22 protein-coding genes and 1 tRNA gene are annotated in these 23,719 nt (G+C 63.7%); 9 read left to right on the top strand and 14 right to left on the bottom strand.

The genetic code is table 11. The features are described 5' to 3' along the window. Positions 1–16: 16 nt before the first annotated feature. From B2Z70_RS03515 to B2Z70_RS03500, 4 genes are all read right to left on the bottom strand, one after another. Positions 17–1,276 (bottom strand): hydrolase, encoded by a 1,260-nt coding sequence (locus B2Z70_RS03515; RefSeq protein WP_292981039.1) that lies wholly within the window; start codon positions 1,274–1,276, stop codon positions 17–19. Between the two features lie 15 nt (positions 1,277–1,291). Next, positions 1,292–2,584, bottom strand: coding sequence for a cystathionine gamma-synthase family protein (locus B2Z70_RS03510; RefSeq protein ID WP_009801208.1), 1,293 nt, complete (start codon positions 2,582–2,584; stop codon positions 1,292–1,294). 254 nt (positions 2,585–2,838) lie between these two features. Further along, positions 2,839–3,906, bottom strand: a complete 1,068-nt coding sequence (locus B2Z70_RS03505) for an OmpA family protein (RefSeq protein ID WP_009801209.1) — start codon at positions 3,904–3,906, stop codon at positions 2,839–2,841. Positions 3,907–4,059: 153 nt separating this feature from the next. Then, positions 4,060–5,268 (bottom strand): CaiB/BaiF CoA transferase family protein, encoded by a 1,209-nt coding sequence (locus B2Z70_RS03500; RefSeq protein ID WP_009801210.1) that lies wholly within the window; start codon positions 5,266–5,268, stop codon positions 4,060–4,062. Between the two features lie 118 nt (positions 5,269–5,386). Between B2Z70_RS03500 and recQ the strand changes: the two genes are divergently transcribed. The 4 genes from recQ (at position 5,387) to B2Z70_RS03480 (ending at position 10,328) form a co-directional block, all read left to right on the top strand. Further along, entirely contained in the window at positions 5,387–7,222 is a 1,836-nt protein-coding gene (gene recQ / locus B2Z70_RS03495) for a DNA helicase RecQ (protein ID WP_292981033.1), read from the top strand. A gap of 541 nt (positions 7,223–7,763) precedes the next feature. Then, positions 7,764–9,140 (top strand): ammonium transporter AmtB, encoded by a 1,377-nt coding sequence (amtB, locus tag B2Z70_RS03490; RefSeq protein WP_292981030.1) that lies wholly within the window; start codon positions 7,764–7,766, stop codon positions 9,138–9,140. An 85-nt stretch (positions 9,141–9,225) separates the two neighbouring features. Then, positions 9,226–9,936, top strand: a complete 711-nt coding sequence (locus tag B2Z70_RS03485) for a TorF family putative porin (protein ID WP_292981027.1) — start codon at positions 9,226–9,228, stop codon at positions 9,934–9,936. 83 nt (positions 9,937–10,019) lie between these two features. Then, on the top strand, positions 10,020–10,328 hold the full coding sequence (locus tag B2Z70_RS03480) for a hypothetical protein (RefSeq protein ID WP_292981024.1): 309 nt from the start codon (positions 10,020–10,022) through the stop codon (positions 10,326–10,328). A gap of 10 nt (positions 10,329–10,338) precedes the next feature. On the opposite strand, the gene B2Z70_RS03475 is transcribed toward B2Z70_RS03480, so the two are convergent. The 3 genes from B2Z70_RS03475 to B2Z70_RS03465 form a co-directional block, all read right to left on the bottom strand. Continuing rightward, positions 10,339–12,489: a methyl-accepting chemotaxis protein gene (locus tag B2Z70_RS03475; RefSeq protein ID WP_292981021.1), complete on the bottom strand. Its 2,151-nt coding sequence runs from the start codon at positions 12,487–12,489 to the stop codon at positions 10,339–10,341. A gap of 127 nt (positions 12,490–12,616) precedes the next feature. Continuing rightward, entirely contained in the window at positions 12,617–13,078 is a 462-nt protein-coding gene (locus tag B2Z70_RS03470; RefSeq protein ID WP_009801216.1) for a YybH family protein, read from the bottom strand. A gap of 148 nt (positions 13,079–13,226) precedes the next feature. After that, positions 13,227–13,302, bottom strand: a tRNA-Lys gene (locus B2Z70_RS03465). Between the two features lie 108 nt (positions 13,303–13,410). On the opposite strand from B2Z70_RS03465, the gene B2Z70_RS03460 reads away from it, so the two are divergent. Continuing rightward, complete coding sequence (locus tag B2Z70_RS03460) at positions 13,411–14,034, top strand: hypothetical protein (RefSeq protein ID WP_009801217.1); 624 nt, start codon at positions 13,411–13,413, stop codon at positions 14,032–14,034. Here the strand turns inward: B2Z70_RS03460 and tgt are convergent. Next, positions 14,031–15,158, bottom strand: coding sequence for a tRNA guanosine(34) transglycosylase Tgt (gene tgt, locus B2Z70_RS03455; protein WP_009801218.1), 1,128 nt, complete (start codon positions 15,156–15,158; stop codon positions 14,031–14,033). The genes B2Z70_RS03460 and tgt overlap by 4 nt on opposite strands. A 32-nt stretch (positions 15,159–15,190) precedes the next feature. Here tgt and B2Z70_RS03450 point away from each other — a divergent pair, with 32 nt between their 5' ends. Next, complete coding sequence (locus B2Z70_RS03450; RefSeq protein WP_292981017.1) at positions 15,191–16,738, top strand: acyl-CoA carboxylase subunit beta; 1,548 nt, start codon at positions 15,191–15,193, stop codon at positions 16,736–16,738. Here B2Z70_RS03450 and B2Z70_RS03445 read toward each other — a convergent pair. After that, positions 16,726–17,439 carry a hypothetical protein gene (locus B2Z70_RS03445; RefSeq protein ID WP_292981015.1) on the bottom strand — a complete coding sequence of 238 codons (714 nt, stop codon included), beginning with the start codon at positions 17,437–17,439 and terminating at the stop codon, positions 16,726–16,728. The two genes, B2Z70_RS03450 and B2Z70_RS03445, sit on opposite strands and share 13 nt — an antisense overlap. A gap of 121 nt (positions 17,440–17,560) precedes the next feature. Between B2Z70_RS03445 and B2Z70_RS03440 the strand changes: the two genes are divergently transcribed. Both B2Z70_RS03440 and B2Z70_RS03435 read left to right on the top strand, forming a co-directional pair. Next, positions 17,561–17,716: a hypothetical protein gene (locus B2Z70_RS03440; protein WP_009801221.1), complete on the top strand. Its 156-nt coding sequence runs from the start codon at positions 17,561–17,563 to the stop codon at positions 17,714–17,716. 127 nt (positions 17,717–17,843) lie between these two features. Then, positions 17,844–18,791, top strand: a complete 948-nt coding sequence (locus B2Z70_RS03435) for a calcium/sodium antiporter (RefSeq protein ID WP_292981013.1) — start codon at positions 17,844–17,846, stop codon at positions 18,789–18,791. Here the strand turns inward: B2Z70_RS03435 and queA are convergent. Beyond that, on the bottom strand, positions 18,788–19,852 hold the full coding sequence (queA, locus tag B2Z70_RS03430; RefSeq protein ID WP_348764620.1) for a tRNA preQ1(34) S-adenosylmethionine ribosyltransferase-isomerase QueA: 1,065 nt from the start codon (positions 19,850–19,852) through the stop codon (positions 18,788–18,790). The two genes, B2Z70_RS03435 and queA, sit on opposite strands and share 4 nt — an antisense overlap. 81 nt (positions 19,853–19,933) lie before the next feature. On the opposite strand from queA, the gene B2Z70_RS03425 reads away from it, so the two are divergent. Then, positions 19,934–20,908: an endonuclease/exonuclease/phosphatase family protein gene (locus B2Z70_RS03425; RefSeq protein ID WP_292981009.1), complete on the top strand. Its 975-nt coding sequence runs from the start codon at positions 19,934–19,936 to the stop codon at positions 20,906–20,908. Positions 20,909–20,969: 61 nt separating this feature from the next. Here the strand turns inward: B2Z70_RS03425 and B2Z70_RS03420 are convergent, their stop codons facing one another. The 4 genes from B2Z70_RS03420 to B2Z70_RS03405 all read right to left on the bottom strand — a co-directional run. Next, positions 20,970–21,422 carry a peptidylprolyl isomerase gene (locus tag B2Z70_RS03420; protein WP_009801225.1) on the bottom strand — a complete coding sequence of 151 codons (453 nt, stop codon included), beginning with the start codon at positions 21,420–21,422 and terminating at the stop codon, positions 20,970–20,972. A 25-nt stretch (positions 21,423–21,447) separates the two neighbouring features. Beyond that, the gene (locus B2Z70_RS03415) at positions 21,448–22,410 is read right to left on the bottom strand and encodes a peptidylprolyl isomerase (RefSeq protein ID WP_292981007.1); all 963 of its coding nucleotides are present in this window, start codon (positions 22,408–22,410) and stop codon (positions 21,448–21,450) included. Beyond that, on the bottom strand, positions 22,410–22,901 hold the full coding sequence (gene coaD, locus B2Z70_RS03410; protein ID WP_009801227.1) for a pantetheine-phosphate adenylyltransferase: 492 nt from the start codon (positions 22,899–22,901) through the stop codon (positions 22,410–22,412). Before coaD ends, B2Z70_RS03415 begins: the two co-directional genes overlap by 1 nt. A 42-nt stretch (positions 22,902–22,943) precedes the next feature. Further along, positions 22,944–23,719 (bottom strand): DNA gyrase C-terminal beta-propeller domain-containing protein (locus B2Z70_RS03405; RefSeq protein ID WP_292981005.1); only part of this gene is annotated, 776 nt, incomplete at its 5' end.

Here is a 23,719-nt window from a genome sequence, read left to right as displayed (position 1 = left end):
GCGCGTCCCCCTTGTTCTAACCGGCCTCTGACAGAGCCCGGGCATCCTGCGCATTGAACCGTCCGCGCGCGAACTGCATCAACATCACTGCTGACAACTGCGCCCGTTCGACGAAGCTCGAAAGCTTCGCGATCTCGCGGTCAGAGTGAATGTCGGCGCCGCGCACACCCAGCGTGTCCACATTGGGACAACCGGACGCCCACAGATTATTGCCTTCGCAGACGCCGCCGGTATCGGCCCACTTTATGTCCAGACCTATGGCCTGACCCGCCGTCCGCGTCCAGTCGAACATGCGCTGGTTGGCGGGGCTCATGGGTTTTGGAGGGCGCGTGAAACCGCCGTGCAGATCCGCTGTGATCCCGTCGCGCGCACCGGCGGCCCGCACCAGCTTTTCCATCTCGGACTTGGCCCAGATGGCGTCCTCTTCGGTCTTCACCCGCACATTGAAGCGGCAAATCCCCAGATCCGGCACCACATTGGGCGCCCCGCCCCCATCAATGCGGGAGACATTGAAGGTCACGTCAGGGCGCTGACCATTGAGAAGGTCGAGTGAACGCGCGAAATCCGCCGCCGCCACGATGGCGTTCCGGCCCAGATGGTGCTCGCGCCCGGCATGGGCGGCGCGTCCCAGACAACGTAGCGAGAAATTGCCCGAACCCTTGCGGGCCCCGGCCAGCGAGCCATCCGCCAGCGCCGGCTCATAGGTCATGCCCACATGGGCCTTCGAGCCCAGTTCCATCAGGACAGGGCCGGACCCCAGCGAGCCGATCTCCTCATCCGGGCTGACAAGGATGTCATAGCCGACCTGTTTGGCCCAGGGGCTGCGCTCAAGCGCCAGAAGGCCATGCAGCATCACAAGAATACCGCCCTTCATGTCCGCCACGCCCGGCCCGTTGATCGTGTCGTCATCCACAAGACGCCAGTCCTGAAACCCGCTGTCCTTCGGGAACACTGTGTCATGGTGCCCGGTGAGCACGATGCGGACCGGCGCTTCGGGCCGTTTGGACACCTTCATCGAAGGCGTATAGGGCACCTCGCGGATTTCGCCGTCGAGTTCGACCGTGGTGGAGGGTTCGAGCTCCACTGCGCTGACATCGCCCTCAAGCTCGGAGAACGCCTCGGACAGGGCCGTGCGCATGGTCTCAAGACCGTCAGCATTGCGGCTGCCCGAATTGATTTTCGACCAGGCCTTCACCGTGTCGATCATGTGATCGCCGCGGCTTTCGATCCAGTCGAGGATGGCGCGTTCGTCCTTGTCGAGGGAGATATCAGTCATGGCGGTCCTTTCCGATCAGGCGTCCTTGAGAGCTTGTTCAAAGTCGGCGATCAGGTCGTCCGGATTCTCGACCCCGATCGACACGCGAACCATGCCCGGATCAAACCCCAGGCGCTGCTGAAGCTCCCGGTCCACCGCGGCGTGGGTGGTGCTGCCCGGATGGCAGATCAAGGTCTCGGTGCCGCCCAGCGACACGGCCAGCTTGGCCACCTTCAGCGCATTGAGCATGCGGAAGGCCGCATCCTGCCCGCCCTCGACGTCAAAGGCGAAGGTCGAGCCGTGCATGTCGCCGGACTGGCGCTTGTGCACTTCGTAATCGCGCGTGCCCTCCTCCAGGAAACCCAGATAACGGACCTTCTTCACCTTGGGGTGATCGCGCAGATATTCCGCCACCTTGCGGGCGCCTTCGAAGGCGGCGCGCATGCGCAGCGTCACGGTTTCAAGCGAGCGCGCCAGCATCCAGCAGGTATGCGGGTCCAGATTGGTGCCCATGCCCGAGCGCAACTTGCGCACCGGAAGCATCTGGTCGGACTTGCCCAGCGCCGCGCCCCCGATCAGGTCGGAGTGGCCGCCGATATATTTGGTCAGCGAATAGACGACGATATCGCCGCCCAGCTCCAACGGCTTGTGGCCGATGGGGCCGAGAATGGTGTTGTCCACCACCACCGGCGGGCGGTGGCCCTGACGCTCGCCGATCTCATCGGCCAGCTTGGCCATGAGCTTGAGGTCCACCACCTCATTGGTCGGATTGGTCGGGGTCTCGCAATACAGAACCGAGATGCGCCCTTTATCCAGGGCCGCATCCACGACCTTGCGGATTTCCTCTTCAGAGGCGCCCGCGAAGAAGTCGGCGCTGGCGATGCCGTATTGCGGCAGGATCGAGCGGATGAGGGTCTCCGTGCCGCCATAGAGCGGCGTCGATTGCAGGATCACGTCGCCAGCGCGCGAATGGGCCATCAGCACCGTCGAGATCGCGCCCATGCCCGACGAGAACACCAGCGCGTCTTCGGCCCCTTCAAAGACCGCGAGCCGGTCCTCGAGCACTTCCATGTTGGGGTTGTTGAAACGCGAGTACAGCAGCCCCGCCGTCTCCGGATCGCCCGCTTCCTTCTTGCCGCCCATGATGCGGAAATAGGCCGCGCCCTCTTCCGCCGTCGCGAAAGCGAAGGTCGAGGTGAGAAAGACGGGCGGCTTGATGGAGCCTTCCGACATCTTAGCATCGAAGCCGTAGCTCATCATCAGGGTTTCAGGGCTCAGCGCGCGGTCGCCCAGCGCGCGTTTGCGATAGGGAGTGTCCGGCTTGCTCATGGGCCAGGTCCTTGTTCAGAACGCCCTGCCGGGACCGGGCGGGCGTAAAAATCTAAATCGGTGATGGCAGGTACTTGCGATGCGTGCGCGGCCTGGTCAACCCGCTCCCAGGGAAGGATGCCAGCCCTGCGGCGCCTGCACACAGGAGATTGCGTTGCGATCACGCAAGCCAGGCCAAGCGGGCTTTGCGGCGCCAACGAAAACGGCCCGGGGCGAGACGCCCCGGGCCGCAATCTTTCGCCAGTGCGATAGACCTAGTTCAGGTCGATCATCACTTCAGCGCGACGGTTGAGCGGCTCACGCACGCCATCCGGGGTCTCGACGGCCGGACGGCTTTCGCCGAAGGCTTCGAGAGAGATGGCGGACGCCGGAACGCCGAGGCGAACCATTTCGTCGCGGACCGCACGCGCACGGCGCTCGGACAGGCCGACGTTGTAGGACGCAGCGCCCGAACGGTCAGCGTGGCCGTCGATGCTCACGGAAGCCACGCCGCAATTGCGAGCCTGGCTGACCGCCTGGTTGATCACGGCAGCCGCCTGGCTGGAGATCTCGGAACGGTCCCAAGCGAAGTACACCACGAAGCCGGCGTCTTCACATTCCGGCGCCGGAGGCGGCGGAGGAGGCGGCGGCGGGGGCGGGGGCGGCGGGGGCGGCGGCGGGGGCGGCGGCGCAGCAGGCTCCGGAGCGGAGAACAGATAGCGCAGGCCGATCCAGGCCTCATGACCGCCAACGCGACCCAGCTCCAGGTTCGGAGCATAATCGGTCTCGCCGTAGCCGAAGTAACGGTACTCGGTGTCGAGGGTCAGGTTGCGGGCGAGCTCCCAGCCGATGCCGGCGATCAGCTGATAGCCGACCGTTGCATCAGAATCGTCGACCGTCACGAAGGTCGAAGCCGGGGAGTAGGTGCCGGTGTCCCAGCCCATGGCGGAAATGTCGGACTGAACCCAGCCCAGACCAGCGCCGATGTAGGGAGTCCAGAACGAACCCGTGTCGAAATCATAGATGAGGTTCAGCATGCCGGACCACACCTGGAAGTCCGAGCTGCTGTTCTCGAAGTTGCCGACAGCGCCGGTGTCGTTGAAGCGGTGAGCCAGCTCACCTTCAAGACGCCAGTTGTTGGCCCACTGGTAGCCGAGAGCCAGCTTTTCGCGAATATCGCCTTCGCCCTGGATCTCGCCGTTCAGGCTGCCGGAGACATCAACGTCGCCCGGAGCGCCATAACCAAGCGCACCGCTGACGTACCAACCTTCATCCGCAACCGCCATGGACGGCGCGGCGAGGATGGCCCCAACGGCGACTGCCGAAAGAAGCTTTGTTTTCATCCTATCCCCCTCCGGGCGGAGAACGCCCTTCGTGTGAGCATTAAAATTAACATCGTGCCCAACGCACCAAGACGAGCATTGGTTCCATGTCACGCACATCGATAACTGATTTGATTGCACAACACCACTGGAATGGCGCGGATTCCGCCCCCGTTAGCGCACGACGGAACGCTCCTGGAGCGCCAGAAACTCATTTTCATCCACCCCGAGGCGTTCATGCAACACCTCCTGGGTGTGTTCCGCGAAACGCGGCGGCGCGCGATGATATTGCGGCGGCGTCTGGAGCAGGCGCATCGGATTCGCAATCATGGGAGCGTCGCCAATGCCGGTCATCGGCAGCGTGAACGCCAGCTCTCGCGAGCGGGCCTGTTCATGGCTGAAGACCTGATCCAGTTGCAGGATCGGCCCGCATGGCACGCCCGCCTCGTGCAGTGCGCCTATCCAGTGATCCGTGCCCCGCGTCGCCAGGACCAGGGTGATCTCAGCGACGAGGATTTCCCGGTTGGCGACGCGATCCGAATTTCGCCTGAAACGCGAGTCCGCCCCCCATTCCGGTCGCCCCAGAGCCGATGCAAACGCCTGGAACTGGCCATCATTGCCCACAGCCACCGCCAGTCGCCCGTCCGCCGTCGGGAAGTCCTGATACGGAACGATATTGGGATGCGCGTTTCCGGCGCGCCCTGGCGGCTTGCCGGAAACGAAATAGTTCGCCGCCTGGTTGGCCAGCATTGCGGCCTGCACATCAAACAACGCCATGTCGATATGTTGGCCGCCCCGACCCGTAGAGCGGGCGATCAGCGCCGCCATGACCGCGCCCGCCGCATACACGCCGGTAAACAGATCGACGGCCGGCACGCCCACCTTCATCGGCGCATCTTCGCCGGTCACGCTCATCAGGCCGCCCATGGCCTGGATCAGAAAGTCGTAGCCGGGCTGGTTCGACCACGGGCCCGTCTGGCCGAAGCCGGTCACCGAGCAATAGACCAGATCAGGGTTGATCGCGCTCAGGCTGTCGTAATCGAGCCCGTACTTGCGCAGGCCGCCGGTCTTGTAGTTCTCGATCACCACATCGCTCTCGGCGGCCAGCCGCTTCAGAATCGCCTGACCGTCCGGATCCGTAATGTTGACGGCGATGGAGCGCTTGTTGCGGTTGGCGCACAGATAATAGGCCGCATCCGCCTCCGCGCCGCTCTCGTCCTTGAGAAAGGGCGGCCCCCAGCGACGCGTATCATCGCCGGATGCCGGGTTCTCCACCTTGATGACGTCGGCGCCCAGATCCCCCAGGATTTGCGCGCACCAGGGCCCCGCGAGAACCCGGGACAGGTCCAGAACCTTGATATGGGACAACGGCGCGAGGGTCATGTACGGCTCCAGAGCAGAACGGTTAGGGCGATGTCCTGTCTGGGCTAGCCCCGCCTCAGGCCCAGCGCAAGCAGCGCTTGTGTATTGCCCCGGCTTTTGCGCCGCCTAGCCTGCGCACATGCTCCACTCCGATTCGCCCCCCTCCCCCCAACTCGACAAGGCTCGCGCCAAGATGGCCGAGGCATTCGGCTATCACGACTTCCGGCCCGGGCAGGGGGAAATCATCGAGAGCGTTCTGCAGGGCCGCGACGTGCTCGCCGTCATGCCGACCGGACGCGGAAAGTCGATGTGCTATCAGCTGCCTGCGCTGATGCGGGGCGGCCTCACCGTGGTCATCTCCCCGCTTATCGCCCTGATGCGCGACCAGGTGAGCGCGCTTCAGACGGCCGGGGTCAACGCCGCCGCCCTCACCTCTGCTGATGAGGCGGATGACCGCGAGGCGGCCTGGAGAGCGCTCGACGAAGGCAGTCTCCGGCTTCTCTACATGGCTCCCGAGCGGATGGCGGTTCCAGGCCTAGCCGAACGCCTGGGACGAGCGGGGCTGACCATGATTGCGGTGGATGAAGCCCATTGCGTCTCGCAATGGGGCCATGACTTCCGCCCCGACTATCTGCGCATCTCGGACTTCGCCCGGGCCGCCGGTCGCCCGCAGATCGCCGCCTTCACGGCCACCGCCGACGCAGCGGCGCGGCGGGACATCTCTGCGCGCCTGTTCGAGCAGCCCCCTGCGGAATTCGTGTCCGGCTTTGACCGTCCGAACCTGCATCTGGCTGTTGGCGCGCGCCGTCAGGGCAACAGCCAGGTCATCGACTTCGTCAAGGCAAGGCCCGACCGGGCAGGCATCATCTATTGCGCCAGCCGAAAGGCCTGTGACGACATGGCCGAGAAACTGCGCGCCGAGGATGTGTACGCGCTCTCCTATCACGCCGGACTGGATTCAGAGACGCGCAGCTTTCGTCAGGACGAGTTCGTCAAGGGCGACGGGGTTGTCATGTGCGCCACCATCGCCTTCGGCATGGGCGTGGACAAACCTGATGTGCGCTACGTGGTACACGCCGCCCTGCCCAAATCCATGGAGGCCTATTACCAGGAGATCGGACGCGCCGGGCGCGATGGCGATCCGGCGGATACATTGATGCTGTGGTCGCTTGGCGATGCCGCCCTGCGGCGGCGCCAGATCAATGACAGCGACTCCGATGATGACCGCAAGCGCATGGAGATGCGGCGCCTGTCCGCACTGATCGCGTATTGCGAGGCGCCTCAGTGCCGCCGGCAAACCCTGCTTGGCTATTTCGGCGACGAGATCTCGCCCTGCGGTCATTGCGACCTGTGTGATGACCCGCCTCAACTGATCGACGGCGCGGTGCTGGCCCAGAAGGCCATGTCGGCCATCGCCCGGACCGGGCAGCGATTCGGGCTTGAGCACCTGATCAGCGTTCTGCGGGGGCTGAAGACCGACAAGGTCATGGCGCGCGGGCACGACGCCTTGCCCACCTTCGGCGTCGGAGAGGACCTGTCCAAGGAACAATGGATGAGCGTGTTCCGACAGCTCTTTGCGTCGGGCGCCATAGATCAGCCCATCGACGGCCATGGCGAATGGATCATCACCGCCAAGGGCAAGGACATCCTGTTCGCAAAACAGGGCATCCGCTTGCGGCCGCCCGAGGAGCAGCGTGGAGTGCGGTCCTCTCGGGCCCGCCCGAGCGATGCAGCAGATCAGCTGCTCTCCGAGGCGGATCGCACGATTTATATTGCACTGCGCAAAAAGCGGCTGGAGCTCGCCAAGGAGAGCGGCAAGCCGGCCTATACTATATTTGCAGACCGCACTCTGATCGAAATGGCGGCCGAAAAACCCCAGACTCCTGAGGCGCTATCGCGCATTTTCGGGGTCGGCGCCCGCAAACTCGAGCGATACGGCTCAGAATTTCTCTCGGTGATCAAATCTGATATTTAGAACCACTTTAGTGAACAATTGGAGCCAGTTTTTACGGATCATGCACGATTTTGTAGATTGACCGCTCTTGTATCGAGCACCTTATCCCTCTTTGTCCGAATATTTTTCTTTTTCTTTTGCTGAACCGTCATGAAGCTGTGAGCGTTCACGGGCGGCCTCGGGGTCGTCTCTAAAACTAGAAGGCGGGCTCGACCCGCCTTTTTTTCTTCCTTCAGAATTTTCCATGTATTCATCGCGACTGTGACCTAACGGCCATAATTGTCGCTATGGGAAACAAAAATTTTCACTTTTTTGTTGCAGCGCAAAATACACTCTGCAAAGCTTTTGTTAACGAGAGACGCGGCCCGAGCCGCGCCCGCCCTTAGAGACGCACCGCCGGCCGCCGCAAACCGCGACGGAGGCAAGGATGAGACAGGATCCAGTCGGCGCTGACCGGCTTTCAGGTACGCCATCACAGCGCGTCCTTCGTCGCTTTCATTCGACCCGACTGGCCGGCTCCGGGGAGCACCCGGCCCGTCAGCGTGCGACCGAGGACACAATCATGACAGACTTTAACGGCGCGCAGTCCGTACTGCGCGCACGCGCCACGCGCCTGGGGGCTATGGCGCTTGCGGCGCTCAGCTTCACCTTTCTGGCGTCTCAACCCGCCTTCGCCGAAGTCAGCGAGGAGACGGCCTATATCTTCAATACGCTGCTGTTCCTGATCGGCGGCTTTCTGGTGATGTGGATGGCGGCCGGTTTCGCCATGCTCGAAGCCGGTTTTGTCCGCACCAAGCACGCAGCCGTCATCTGCCTGAAGAATATCGGCCTCTACGCCATCGCCGGCCTGATGTTTTTCGTCGTCGGCTATAACCTCATGTATTCGGGCGTGGATGCGCATGGCGGCTTCTTTGGAACGCCCTCCATGTGGTCCCCGTCCGAGACCGCTGCCGATGAGGTGATCGACATCACCGCCAGCGGCTACGCCAGCGCCTCTGACTGGTTCTTCCAGATGGTGTTCGTGGCGACCACCGCCTCGATTGTTTCCGGCGCCGTGGCTGAACGCGTCCGGATCGGCTCCTTCTTCATCTTCACCGCCATCCTGGCCGGCGTGATCTATCCGATCCAGGGATCCTGGGAGTGGGGCGCAGGCTGGCTTGACAGCCAGTTCGGCTTCTCTGACTTCGCAGGCTCCACCCTGGTGCACTCCACGGGCGGCTGGGCGGCGCTCGCCGGCGTCATCCTGCTGGGCGCGCGTCGGGGCCGGTTTGTCGACGGCAAACCCGTGACCATGCACGGATCCTCGCTTCCCCTGGCCACGCTGGGCACCTTCATCCTGTGGTTTGGATGGTTCGGCTTCAACGGCGCCTCCCAGCTCGCTCTGGGCAGCGCCGCAGACGCCACGGCCGTGTCCCAGATCTTCGCCAATACCAACATGGCCGCTGCTTCAGGCGTCGTCGTCGCCTACATCCTCTCCATGCTGCTGGGCAAAGGCAAAGCCAATCTCGGCTCTGTCCTGAACGGCGCCCTGGCGGGCCTGGTCGCGATTACGGCGGAGCCGCTGACTCCGACCATTCTCGAAGCCGTCCTGATTGGCGCGGTCGGTTCGGTCATCGCCACCTTCGGCGCTGTGCTGCTCGAGGCCGTGCGCCTGGATGATGTGGTCGGCGCGATCCCGGTCCACCTGATGGCCGGCATCTGGGGCACGATGGCGGTTCCTTTGACAAACTCGGATGCAAGCTTTTCCGGTCAGGCTGTCGGTGTTGTTGCAATCGGAGCCTTTGTATTTGTGACCAGCTTCGTGCTCTGGCTGGCGTTGAAAGTCACGCTCGGCATCCGCCTGAACCCTGACGAGGAAGACGTCGGCGGCGATCTGTCCGAACTCGGACACAGCGCCTATCCCGAATTCGTCCCCGACAAAGTCAAACCGGCTGAGTAAGCCCGAGGCGAGGCGGCGCCGCCGCCTCGCCTCCCTTCCCCGGACGCAGCCCGATCCCAATTACAACCTTCGATGGAGAATACTCATGAAAACCACTATTTCTCTCGCCAGACGTGCGCTTCCGGCCCTGCTTCTGGGCGGCGCCTGCCTGACCCCGCTCACAGGCGCGGCCAGCGCCCAGGAAGTCTCGGCCAATGTCGCCATGACCACCGACTATCGCTTCCGCGGGGCTTCGCTCAGTGATGAGGCCATCGCCATCCAGGGCGGTTTCGATCTGGCCCTGGACACCGGTTTCTATATCGGAGCCTGGGGCTCCAGCATCGAACCCGTCGGCAATTCGGAGATGGAGCTTGATCTCTATGCCGGCTATGGCGGAACCGTCGGAGCGCTCAGCTATGATGTGGGCGTGCTGGGGTATTTCTACCCGGGCGGCGAGGATGTCGCCTATGGCGAGGTTTATGGCAGCCTGACAGGCATGATCGGCCTCTTTGAAACCACAGGCACCATCGCCTACGCCCCCGAGCAGGACAATCTCGGCGATGATGACAATCTCTATCTCAATCTCTCCGGCTCCGCGCCGATCGGGGATTCCGGCCTGAGCCTGTCGCTGGGCGTCGGGTATGAGACCGGCGCGTTCGGCGATCTCGACGGGGACGGCGATGACAAGATCGACTGGACCCTCGGCATTGGCGGATCGGCCTATGGCGTGGACTGGACGCTGGCCTATGTGGACACCAGCGAGGACACCGATGGTTCGGACGCCACGGCGGTCTTCACCATCGCCAAGGAATTCTAGCCCTAATCGCCACCTGATGCGGCCTGAAGCGGTGATTCCGTTTCAGGCCGCCCGTGTTTTCCTCTTTCGCCAGAGCCTCTGCCATGCGCCCCGTCTTCCGTCTGCCCCATGACGTCACGCTGACAGCTGCAAGCGATATGGATCTTCGCCTGTTTGTCGCCCATCAGAAATACAATGTGCGCGCCAAGCGCCTGGCCGAGAAGGAGTTGCGACGACGCATGATGGCGCCGATCGCGACGTCAGCGCCTCGGCCAGCTGGGGAGACCGCCCCGATCCAGAGCCGCAAGGCGGATCGCCCCAAGGGAAGCCTGGCGGACATCGCCTGGCTCGGCGTCATGCTGGGCGCCGGCGCCCTGGCCCTTCACGTGATCGGCTGGTGGGCCAGGCTTTGAACGATCAGAGCTAGGACGCCCGGATCTGGGCCAGGAACTGATCGACCTGGGCGCGCAGGGTTTCGGCCTGCACGGTCAGCTCACTCGAAGCGGTGTTCACCTGCGCCGCGGCGGATGACGATTCTGTCGCCGCCATGACGACCCCGTCGATATTCTCCGAGACATTGCGCGTATTGTCCGCAGCGCCCGACGCGCTCCGGGCGATTTCAGAGGTGGCCGCCGCCTGCTCTTCCACCGCCGCGGCGATCTCCTGCGCCGTCGCGCTCAGCGACCCGATTACATCCGCGACGCTCTGGATTGCAGCGGAAGATTCCCCGGTCGCAGACTGAATCTGGGAAATCTGGGCCGCAATGTCCTTGGTCGCCGAAGCGGTCTGGGAGGCCAGCTCCTTGACTTCCTGGGCCACGATAGCGAAGCCCTTGCCCGCTTCTCCAGCCCGCGCCGCCTCGATGGTGGCGTTCAGGGCCAGCAGATTGGTCTGTTCGGCGATGGAATTGATCAGGTCAACCACTTCCCCGATCCGGCTGGCCGCCTCCGTCAGATGGCTGACCTTCTCAACCGTACCGGCCGCTTCACCCATCACATGGCGCGCCTGATCCGCCGTCATCTGCGCGCGCGATCTCATATTGGCGATGGAGGAAGACATTTCCTCCGCCGCACTGGCGACATTCTGGACATTATTCGTGGTCTCGCTCGCAGCGGAAGACACGACCTTGGTCTGCACCGACGTCTCCTCAGCGGCGGCCGACAGGCTCTGAGAGGCCGCACTCAGCTCGGTCGCCGCGGAACTGACAATCGTCACAACCCCGCCGACCTGCTGTTCAAAGGCGTCCGCCAGGCGTGTGCGCTCTGATTTGCGCACCGTCTTGGCCTCTTCCTCCATGTCTCTCTGGCGTTGTTCCAGCTCGCGCTGACGGATCGAGCTCAGTCGGAAGCCGTCGAGTGCTTTGGACAGGGCGCCGATCTCGTTGGTCGCCTCCTGATAGGGCACCTGCAGCGCCAGTTCACCGCCCGAGATCCGATCCGTAATCCTTGCAAGCTGGGAGATGGGCTGCGCCAGCTTGCGCGCCAGGAAGAAACTCAGGGCTGACACGATCAAGGTCACAACAATGGCCGTGATGATGATGCGCCAGGTCAGCGCCCGCGCCACCGCGAAGGTTTCGTGGGTGGATTGAGTCACCACGAGGCCGAAATGCACGCCGAGAAATTCGAAATGATCCCCGATGGCCATGGCGTGCACGCCCCGCCAGTCATCGGCTTCGATCACATGGCCCTCGCCAGCCGCGTGGAACGTCATGTCTACAATGTCCGCGGGCAGCTCGATGCTCAGGCGGGCCTCGCCATTATTGAAGCGCGGCTGAGTGCGCAGAATTCCATCCTCACCAATCAGATAGGCGTCCCCGGTCTCTCCCAGACCGACCGTCTCGGCCATCAGACGGTCCAGTTCACGGGTCGGCATCTTGACGACGATGGCGCCCAGCCGGTTGCCGTCATGGTCGAACACGGGCGAGCCCATGAAACTTGAGGGCAGCCCTCCGCCCGGGGCATAGGCGGCATAGTCCGATAGCGCAGTCGCACTCTGATCAATGGAGAGCGACTGCTGCATCACGCGCGACAGATGCGTGTCCCGGTAGGGGCCGGTGAGCAGGTTCGTTCCGAAATCATCCTTCTTTTCCGTGCTGTAAAGAAGATTGCCCTGCATATCAAAGAGATAGATGTCGGCGTATTCGCGCTGATCATGATAGTCGCGGAACCAGGGGTGCAGATCCTCATGTACGGCGGAATACATTGAGCCGTCCCCGGCATCGACCAGATTGATGCGCTCCGCCCCCTCATAGGGGTTCTCCTCGCGATACAGGCGCCGAATTTCCGCGCCTTCCGCCCCGGGCATCTGCATCCACGCCTCGTGAAAACGCTCGATCGCATGGATCACGGCCGTGCTGTGCGCGAGCAGGTGCACATCATCCTCGACATATTCGAGATAGTTCCGGATCGAGGTGAGACGGGATCGCTCGACCGCCTCCAGTCGGGAAATCGCGGAATGGCGCTCCGCCTCCCGGCTTTCAAGGACGGCAGCGCTCCCAAGGACTCCGCCCAGCACAAGACACCCGCCCAGGCTGATCAGGCCGAACAGGTGGGCGACTGGCATTTTGTGAAGCATGATTCACCCTCAAGGCTTTCAATCGAGGGTGCTGATAAAGTTGTGATGAAAGTCTAAATCACCTGCAGCGTGAATTTTCTGATAACCATGATTTCAAGGACTTGCTCGATTGCCTCCTGCCAACTCTCTAGTCGGCGGCCGAGGTATGGTCGTGAACGACGCGCCAGCCCTCCTCCTGCTTGCGCAGGATCAGTGTGAACAGCCCCGTCGGTTCATCACTCTCGCGGTACAGCGTCCAGCGTCCGAACACATAGGCCGCGTCATCAGACAGCTGGGTGACATCCAGATCGGTGAAGGCCAGCCAGCCCATGGCTTCGGGGGTGTCGTAGCGCGTCAGATATCGCTCCAGCGTCGCGCTCCAGCCCGAGGTGACAGACCCGCCGGAGGCGAACCGCAAATCCTCGCTCCGCCAATAGCCGGCCATGAAGCCGGGAATGTCGCCCTCATTCCAGGCGTTTTGCTGGGCGCTCAACACCGCGCAGATCGCCTCCACTTCAGCGCCGACGCCTGTGCAGGTCGACTCCTGAGGCTGCCCTTGAATGAGAAATACCGCCGCCAAAGCACTGACAATCATGATGTGAAGCCCCATCTGTTCTCTGAAGACAGACACAGTGAAGCGCGCCCCGAGCTCAGGTCAACGTTTCAAGCAATCATGAGGACAAGTGAAGACGAGGATTGATCCCGCCATGCGGGAAACACCACTGTCCGCCAGTCACTGAATTTTCAGGGGGAGGAAGTGGTGAGCCGACAGGGATTCGAACCCTGGACCTACTGATTAAAAGTCAGTTGCTCTACCAGCTGAGCTATCGGCTCTCCGTCTCGAGAGGCGCGGAACCTATAGCCGGTTCCGAAAGTGGTCAACCCGGCTATATGCGGGAAATCACCTCTTTTGCAGTTGCGTGATCGTGATAGGACAAAACCATGAAGAGCCTCTTTCTCAAAGCACAGATCAGCGCCTTTGCCGCCCTTGTCCTGACAGCCTGCTCGAGCCTGCCAGACCTGCCGCGGACCCCGCTGGGTCGGACCGAATCCGTTGCGTCCGACACGGTCGGCCTGCCGCGCGCGCGCCCGGGTCAGATCGTCATTGATGATGGCGATGAAACCGTGCCCACCCCGTATGGCGGCTCCGGGGCTGAACGGACCTGCCAGACCGTCGCGCGGGATATTGCACGTTTGACCAGTCTTCTGGGCCCGGATGTGGAGGCGCCGGGACCTGAGCCGGTCTCTGAAGGAATGGATGAAGAGGAAGGCGTGATCGACCGCTCGACGCGCTTCGCCAGCTCCATCGCGGAGGATGCGCCCGAGCTCGCCGCCGACACGGCGCGGGACACCATTGTGGGGCTGAACCCCACCCGTCCGGTTGTGCGCTTTCTGGGCCGGGCCAGCGAAATCGAAGCCGCGGCGGCGCAAGAGCGTGAACTGGCGCAGAAACGCCGCGCCTGGCTGCGCGGCGCCTTTGATGTCCAGGCTTGTGAACGCGAGACCCTGATCGAGGCGCTCGCCGCCTATAATCTGCTCAGCACTGAGCAGGAAGGGCTCGACTAGATCGCGTCCGGGCCCTCGGCCATTCGGGCGTGGAACTGGTTGCGGAAGGCCTCGAACTCGCCTGCTGCGATGGCGGCGCGCATGCGGGCAGTCAGGTTCTCGAAATAGGCAATGTTGTGCCAGGACAAGAGCATCGAGCCCAGATACTCGCCCGCCCGGATCAGATGGTGCAGATAAGCGCGCGAATAGTCCCGGCTGGCCGGGCAGTCGAGCGTCTCGTCCATCGGGCGGGTATCTTCGGCAAAGCGGGCGTTCTTGACGTTCACCGGCCCCCAATCCGTCCAGGCCTGACCGTGGCGGCCCGAGCGGGTCGGCAGCACGCAGTCGAACATGTCCACCCCGCGCGCGACCGCTTCGACGAGATCAATCGGTTTGCCCACCCCCATCAGATAGCGCGGGCGCTCATGGGGCAGATGGGGCGTCGTGACGTCGAGGACCTGGCACATCATCTCGAACCCCTCGCCCACAGCGAGGCCGCCAATGGCGTAGCCGTCAAAGCCGATCTCGATCAGGCCTTCCGCGCTTTCCCGGCGCAAATCCTCATAGGTGCTGCCCTGGACAATGCCGAACAGCGCCTGGCTTGAGCGCTCGCCAAACGCTTCTTTCGAGCGCAAACCCCAGCGCCGTGACAGCTGCATGGAGCTCGCCGCCGCATCGCGCTCGCACGGATAGGGCGTGCATTCATCGAGCTGCATGGAAATGTCCGCGCCCAGAAGGTCAGCCTGAATCTCGATGGAGCGCTCGGGCGTCAACATGTGCTTTGAGCCATCAAGATGGCTTTTGAACGCCACGCCCTTCTCGCTCATCTGACGCAGATCGGATAGCGACCAGACCTGGAAGCCGCCTGAGTCTGTCAGGATCGGGCCGTCCCAGCGCATGAAATGATGCAGCCCGCCCAGACGCTTCACCCGTTCTGCGCCGGGGCGCAGCATGAGATGATACGTATTTCCCAGTATGATATCCGCGCCCGCTTCCTTAACCTGTTCAGGATAGAGCGCCTTCACCGTCGCCGCCGTGCCGACGGGCATGAAGGCGGGGGTCCGGATACCCCCGCGCGGGGTCTTGAGCACACCGGTGCGGGCGGCGCCATCCGTGGCGTGAAGATCGAAATCGAAGCTGGGCATCAGAACCTGGCGAGACAGCGGGAGTGACTTGAATGAGCTGGAAAGACGAAATCGCCCATTTGCGCAAGCGTCAGGCGCTGGCCCATAACATGGGCGGGGCGGAAAAGCTCGCCCGCCAGAAGGCGGCAGGGCGGCTCAACGTTCGGGAAAGACTGGACCTTTTGCTTGATCCGGGCAGTTTCCGCGAAATCGGCTCCATCACAGGAAAAGCGCGCGCCGGGTCTGATGGCGGGCTTGAGGACTTCTCCCCCGCCAATTGCATCTTCGGGCGCGGCACGGTGCGCGGACGGCCCGTGGCGGTGGTCGCGGACGATTTCACGGTGCGCGGCGGCGCCGTTGACGCCGCCATCGTCGAGAAACAGATCGAGGCGGAGAAGATGGCGGGCGAGCTGGGCCTGCCGCTGATCCGTCTGATCGAGGGCACGGGCGGCGGCGGCTCGGTCAAATCCATCCTCGACATGGGCGCGAGCTATGTCCCCTTCAATCCGGCCTGGGACCAGGTGGTCGCCAATCTTGAACGCGTGCCGGTGGTGTCTCTCGCCCTGGGCCCGGTGGCGGGCCTCGGCGCCGCGCGCGCCGTGTCGTCGCACTATTGCGTGATGGTCAAGGGCCAGTCGCAAATGTTCATCGCGGGCCCGCCCGTGGTCGCGGGCATTGGCGAACACGTCACCAAGGAAGAGCTCGGCGGGTCGGATCTGCAGCTCGCCGCCGGCGCCGCAGACGACGCCTATGCCAGCGAGGCGGACGCCATGGAGGCGGCGCGCTGGTTCCTCTCCTACCTGCCCGACATGGCGGGGGATGCGGCTGATCGGGTCCCGCCCAGCGATGATCCGAAGCGGCTGGATGAGAGCCTTCGGGAGATCGTGCCCAAGGATAAGCGCTTTGGCTATGACATGCGCGCCATCCTCAACACGACGCTTGATCAGGGCAGCGTGTTCGAGATGGGCCGTCATTTCGGCAGCTCGGTCATCACCGCGCTGGCCCGGCTTGATGGCTGGCCGGTCGCCGTGCTCGCCAGCAACCCCAATGTCTATGGCGGCGGCTGGACGGCGGAAGCGGCGCAGAAGATCATCCGCTTTGTGGATCTGGCGGAAACCTTCCGCCTGCCTGTGGTTCATTTCGTGGATGTCCCGGGCTTTGTGATCGGCACGCGGGCCGAGCGTGCCGGCACGATCCGCCATGGCGCCCGCGCCCTGTCGGCGATCTACCAGGCGAGCGTGCCCTGGTGCACCATGCTGATCCGCAAGGCCTATGGCGTCGCAGGCGCAGCGATGATGGACCATACCCGCTTCCGCTATCGCTATGCCTGGCCGTCGGGCGACTGGGGCTCGCTGCCGCTCGAGGGCGGGGTGGAAGCCGCGTTCAAGTCGGTGCTGGAAAAGGCGGAAGATCCTAAAGCGCTGAAAGCTGAATTGCGCGCTCGGATGAAGGATTTGTCGGATCCGTTCAAGACCGCCGAGCGGTTCTGGATCGAGGAGATCATCGACCCCGCCGAGACCCGGCCGCTTCTGACCGAATTTGCGAACCTGACCGCCAAGCTGCGCACACGCCAGAAACCGGGAACGCGTTACCGCCCCTGATCGCGGCGCTCGCGTTCCAAGCGGATCATCGCGTGGATGCCGTTGAGGTCTTCAATGTCCTCGACGGTCATCCCGTGCGCCCCGCAAATCATGTCGGCCCGCTGCGCAATCTTTTCGGCCTCTCTCAGAAGCGCCATCTTGTCCCTCCCGAACCAGTGCAGGAAGAGATGGTTCAGGGTCAGTCCCGGATGCGTCCCCGTCAGAAAATACAGCGCTCTGGAGAGCCAGTTGCGCGGCCAGTCGCGCATCCAGACGACCAGTTCATCGAGGTAAGCGACAGTCTTCCCGCCCCGGCTTGAAATCATGAACAGGCTGCCGCTGGTCACGCCGGGGGCCTCGTATATGACCAAGCCCTCGGGCGCGATGATCCGGCTGACCGGCTGGACCACCTCCCCGCACGCCTTCGCCACTGTCGCGGCAATCGCGTCCGCCGCATAGATCCCGGCATCCGGACAACGCGCCTTCCAGGAGGCCAGACCGGACGTATGTGCGGCGTTGGGGGCGATCAGGGCGGTGATCCGACCCAGATGGCTCAGAGCCTCCAGATACACGCCGTCCGGATCCGGCGGCGGACTGAGCGCCGCCAGCTCCAGCTCGCCCAGACGGATCGCCAGCGCGTTGACCTCGCCAAAGGCCGGGCAGTCATAGACCGCACGCCAGACGCCGCTTCCTTCCAGGCATTCCGTCCAGACCGCCGTCATGGGGCCGCTCCTGTGCTGCGCTGCACGCACTATAGACCCGCTCACTCACACGCACACAAACTATCGATTGGACCGTGATCGCGATGATGGCGCAGTGTGACGGCTCACAAAGGAGCCCGCCATGATGAAAGACGAATACGAGTATCTGTGCCTGATGGTGCTCGATGACGCCGAGGCCGTGAAAGCCGATCCGGAGCTCGCTTGCGGCTGCGCGGTCTATCTCAGCCGCCAGGGCTATGACGAGGTGGATAACCAGGCCTATTGCCCGGCCGAGTAACGGATTTATTCGCAGTCCGCGCCGACGCGATGATTGCGTCTCGCCTGAGCGCATCCCATGTTGGCCCCGCTCCCGGGCGCCCTGATGGCAGCCGCGATCAGTCCCGGTCGAGCTGACGGGCGGACTCATGGATCTGGTGCTTTTGGGACTTGGCCTCGCCGGGCTGGTCTTCGGCGGCGACATGCTGGTGCGGGGCGCGTCCGACCTCGCCCGTCGGGCCGGATTGCCGCCGCTGGTGATCGGCCTGACGCTCGTGGGCTTTGGCACCTCGACGCCGGAACTGGTGACCAGTCTTCAGGCCGCCTATCTGGGCTCGCCGGGCATTGCCGTCGGCAATGTGGTCGGCAGCAATATCGCCAATATCCTGATGATCCTCGGCGCAGCGGCGGTTCTGGCGCCCATCGCCATCGACAAGACCGCCTTCCGCCGTGACGGCCTCGTGCTGGCGCTGTCCACCCTCCTGTGCGCCGTGATGATCCTCTATGGCCAGCTCACGCCAATGTTTGGCGCCGTCTTCATTCTCGCCTTGCTGGCCTATCTGGGCTTCACAGTCTGGAGCGGATTGAAAACGCCGCAAGCGGCAGGGGAGGCGCCGGACGACGCGGCGCAGGATACCGCCCTAATCCCGGTCTGGCGCGATATCGCCTTCTTCGTCGGCGGCCTGGTGCTGACCATTCTGGGGGCCCGCTTCTTCGTGACGGGCGCGATCAGCGTGGCGGAGTTCCTCGGCGTCTCCGAAGCCGTGATCGGGCTGACGGTCGTGGCCGTCGGCACCTCCCTGCCCGAGCTTGTGACCACGCTGGCCGCAGCCCGGCGCAAGCAGGCCGATATCGCCTTTGGCAATATCGTTGGCAGCAACATCTTCAACGTGCTGTTCATTCTGGGCGCCACGGCGCTGGTGAACCCGATCGAGGTTCCGCGCAGCATCCAGAGCTTTGACGTCTGGGTGATGTGCGCCGTCACGGCGCTATTGCTGGTCTTCTCGGTCACCCGCTGGCGCATCAGCCGGATCGAGGGCGGCGTCTTCCTGCTGGCCTATGCCGGCTATATCGGCTGGCTGGCGCTCGGGGCCTAGTCCTTCCGCCAGAGCAGGCTGGAATCGCCATAGGAGAAGAAGCGGTAATGCTCAGCGATGGCGTGGGCATAGGCCGCGTGCATGTCCTCAAACCCCGCCAGCGCGCTCACCAGCATGAAGAGCGTGGATTTGGGCAGGTGGAAATTGGTCATCAGCGCGTCGATCACCTTGAAGCGATAACCCGGCGTGATGAAGATCGCGGTGTCGCGCGCCTCGGCGCGGACCGTCCCGTCCTCCTCCGCCGCGCTTTCCAGCGTCCGGATCGAGGTGGTGCCCACCGCGATGATGCGACCGCCCGCCTTGCGGGTCTCGTTGATGGTCCGCGCCGCTTCTTCGCTGACCGAATACCATTCGGCATGCATCTGATGCTCGGACAGATCCTCGGTCTTCACCGGCAGGAAGGTCCCCGCCCCCACATGCAAGGTCACATGGGTGCGCTTGATCCCGCGCGCATCGAGCGCGGCAAACAGACGATCGGTGAAGTGCAGTCCCGCCGTGGGCGCAGCGACAGACCCCGCCTTGTCCGGCGCGGCGTAGACCGTCTGATAGTCCTCAAGATCAGCGGCGTCCGCCGCGCGCTTGGAGGCGATATAGGGCGGCAGCGGCGGCGCCCCGGCCTCCACAATCGCCTTGTCGAGTTCAACGCCCGCACGATCAAAGGTCAGAACGACTTCCCCGCCCTCGCGCTTCTCGCGGACTTCAGCGGTCAGCCCGCCCTTGAAGTGCAGCGTGTCGCCCTCTTTCAGGCGCTTGGCGGGCCGGACAAAGGCGCGCCAGACGGCTTCATCATCGCGCTTGTGCAGATTGATCTCGATCTCCACATCCCCGCCGCCGCCATGGGCGCGCGCCGGGCGCACACCGGTCAGCGCCGCCGGGATGACACGGGTGTCGTTGAAGACCAGAAGATCGCCCGGTTCGAGCAGGTTCGGAAGATCGAGCACGCCCAGATCAGACAGACCGCCATCCTTCACCTGCAACAGGCGCGCGCTGTCACGCGGCCGCGCCGGGCGCAGGGCGATCCGGTCCTCGGGCAGGTGAAAATCAAAATCGGACAGTCGCATTTGGGTCATAACCTTCCTTCAAGCTGGCGGTGATATACGCACCCTATCGCTCGCCTGCCAGACATCCGGACAGATCGCTTCATGACCCCGACGCCGAGCCGCCTGCCTGCGGCGTATCAAATTCTCGCCTGGCTGGCCTGCATGGGCGCATGTCTGGGACTGGTGCTTGTCATCGGGCTAAGCTTGACCGGACGGGTCTATCCCAAGGCGGATGTCTTCAACATGGTCTGGCCCCTGCCGGTGCTGGCCGGGGCGACGGTCTTCACCACGCTATGGGTGTTCAAGGCGAAGGGATTGTTCGCGCTGCGCACCATTGGCATGGCGCTCAGTGCGGCGCTGGTCTTTCTCGCCCTGCCCTACGCCCAGCTTGTTCCCCGGCCCGAGGCCCTTCCGCCCCGCAGCGAAACCGGTGAGGCGCTAAGGCTGACCAGTTTCAATATGTGGAATCTCAATCGCGATCCGGATGCCGCTATCGCCTATCTGCGGGAGGGTGATTTTGACGTGGTGTTTCTGCAAGAAGTGGGGGGCGCGCTGCGCGGCGTGCCCGCAAGCCTTCAAGAGACCTACCCCTACCAGCAGCGTTGCAGATGGGGCGCCGCAGTCATTTCGCGTCTGCCGCTTCTGGAGCGGGGCTGCGACCCGTACGAGACCGTGCCTGTCGCCTTCATTGAGATCGAGTTCCAGGGCGCGCCCCTGCGCCTGACCAGTACGCATTTTGCGCGCCCCACCCGCCCGGACCTCTATCAGTATCACCGCGAGCAACTTGGCGAGCTGATCACGGATCATGCCCATCAGTCCCAGATCCTCGCGGGTGATTTCAACACGGCGGAACACGGATTTCAGATGCGGCTGCTGGCTGACGCCCTCGCCCCGCTGGAGCGGATCACACATGGTCTTCGGACCTGGCCTTCAGAGCGGGTTCTGCCCCTGCCCGTGATCGGGATCGACCATATCTGGGTCAGCGAGGGGCTTTGCGCCTCTTACACCGGCGCAGCGCCGGACGCTGGTTCGGATCATCGCCCCGTCTTCACGCTGGTGGAGCGCTGCGACGCCTGATCCCGCATATGAAAACGGGCGGCCCGATGGACCGCCCGCTTCAAATCGAGAACCCAATCGCCTAGCGCAGGAACGCCTTGACGATCTTGCCCGGGTTGGCCGGCGGCTCGCCCTTGGGCAGCGCGTCCACATGTTCCATGCCCGAAGTCACTTCCCCCCAGACGGTGTACTGACCATCCAGATACGGCACGGCGTCCAGGCAGATGAAGAACTGGCTGTCGGCGGAATTCGGGTCCATGGCGCGGGCCATGGACATGGTGCCGCGCACATGCGGCTCGTCATTGAACTCGGCCGGGATGTTCTGGCCGGAACCGCCCATGCCATTGCCATTCGGGCAGCCGCCCTGGGCCACGAAGCCGTCGATCACGCGGTGAAAGGTCAGGCCGTCATAGAAGCCGTCCGCCGCCAGCTCGGAAATGCGAGCGACGTGCTTGGGCGCCAGATCGGGGCGCAGGCGAATGACGACATCGCCGCCTTCAAGGGTGAAAACCAGTTCTTGGTTGGCGTCGGACACGACGGCCTCCTTTGGGGATGTGTTCTTAGTCGAGGACGCGCACAGGCACGTCGATTGAGCAGATATCAGGCACGCGGCCGTTATCGCGGCTTGCGGCCAGGGCTTCAAGATAGGCGCTGAAACTGGCGGAGCTGGTGTCCATCACCTGTACCGTCGGCGGATTGTCCATCTGGGTCGCCATCTCGAATTCCTCGATGATATCGGGACGGAAGCCCAGGGTCTGGCCCTGGGTGCCCACATTCAGGCTTTCCACGACGTCCTGGCCGACGCGAACCTTGCCCCACACCGTGTACTGGGTGTTCAGATGCTCGGCCTCGCCGCGCACAATGTAGAACTGGGCGGTGGCGGAGTTGGGATCATTGGTGCGCGCCATCGCGGCGGCGCCGTCGCAATGGATCAGCCAGCTGTCGACGCGACCATCCGCCACGATGCCCGCCAACGCAGAGGGCTGGGTGCCGACCGGAAACCCGTTCCAGAACCCGGCTTGCGCCATGGCGCCGCGGGGGACGGCCCGACGTTCCTGGATCTCGTTGACCATGATCTCGTTCGGATCGCGACGGATGCCGAACTCGCCCTGAATGGACTCAAACGGCGCATCGATATTGGGATTGTCCACGGCGCCGCCGCCCTGGGCCATGAAGCCGTCAATGACCCGATGAAAGACCTTCCAGTCCATCCAGTTCGCCTCGGCCATCTCCCGAATGCGTGCGGCATGGATCGGCGTGAACTCATCCTGGATCTCGATCCAGACCTCGCCCTTGTTGGTGACCAGATGCAGCAGGTCGTCAGGGTCCACCGTACGCCATGCGCTGTCCGGCGCGTTCGCGACAATGTCGGCGCCGGGCGCCGGCGCATCGGCGTCAGCACTGGAGGCTTCGGCGGCGGTCTCCGCCTCCTGGGCGTTCGTTCCGGTTTCGGCTTCAGCGCAGGCCGTCAGCATGAGGGCGGAGAGACAGGCCGTGGCGAACAGAGGGGCGGTGCGACGCATCAGACGAATTTCTCCAGCAGGCGCTCTTTGACAAGCTGCGGCACGAAGGGATCGATATCCCCGCCCAGCTTGGCGATTTCCTTCACAAGACGCGAGGCGATCGCCTGATGGCGCGGATCGGCCATCAGAAACACGGTCTCGATGTCCGCATTAAGGCGCTGGTTCATGCCGACCATCTGGAATTCATACTCGAAGTCGGAAACCGCGCGCAGGCCGCGAATGATGGAGCTGGCGCCCACCTTCTCGGCGAAATGCATCAGCAGCCCTTCAAAGGGCAGCACCTCGATCTCGGTGTCGCCAGCCACGGATTCCGCCAGCTCGCGGGCCATGTCCACGCGCTCGTCAAAGCTGAACAGCGGCCCCTTGGCGTCATTGCGCGCCACGCCGATGACCAGCTTGTCATAGAGCTTCACGGCCCGGCCGATGATATCCAGATGGCCGTTCGTGATGGGATCGAACGTACCCGGATAGAGCGCGACGCGCTTTTTCATGGCTTAACTCCCCAAAGCCAGGCCTGGTGGTGAAGACCCGGTCTAGTTCTCGTCTTCCGGCGCGTCCGGAGTGTTCGGGGCGTCGCTCGCTTCACCGCCGTCCTCTTCCGCGCTGGCGTCATCCTCGCTCTCGGCGATGCGGACAACAGACACGACTTTTTCGCCTTCCGCCAGACGGATCAGACGCACGCCCTTGGTGGCGCGCGCCGCGATGCGCACCGTGTCCACCGGGAAGCGGATCAGCTGACCGCCATCGGTGACGGCCATCACCGTGTCGCCATCAATGACCGGGAAGCAGGCCGCGAGTTCCTTGACCTTGCTCATATCGTGCGCGGCCACGCCCTGATTGCCCCGTCCCATGACGCGGTAGTCATAGGCGCTCGAGCGCTTGCCGAGGCCGTCCTGGGCCACGGTCAGCACGAACTCTTCCGCAGCGCCCAGCTCGGCGATTCGTTCAGGGCTCAACGCCACGTCTGCGCCGGCTTCGCCGTCTTCAGGCGCGCTGACGACAGCGTCGTCCTCTTCAAGCCCGGCGGCCCGACGCATGGCGTTGGCGTGCTTCATATAGGCGCGCGCCTCGTCGGTGGTGACGTCGATATGGTTCAGGATCGCCATGGAGATTAGACGATCGTTTTCTTTCAGGCGGATGCCGCGCACGCCGGTGGAGTTGCGCGATGCGAAGACGCGCACATCGCCCACCGGGAAGCGGATCGCCCGACCGCCGGCGGAGACCAGCAGCACGTCCTGATCCTCATTGCACAGCCGCACGTCGAGGATTTTCGAGCCCTCTTCGTCCAGCTTCATGGCGATCTTGCCGT

Source organism: Oceanicaulis sp. UBA6590 (genome assembly GCF_002433705.1).
Classification (GTDB): domain Bacteria; phylum Pseudomonadota; class Alphaproteobacteria; order Caulobacterales; family Maricaulaceae; genus Oceanicaulis.
The sequence above is the reverse complement of the archived record's forward strand: the minus strand, read 5'-3'. Positions and strand labels throughout refer to the sequence as shown.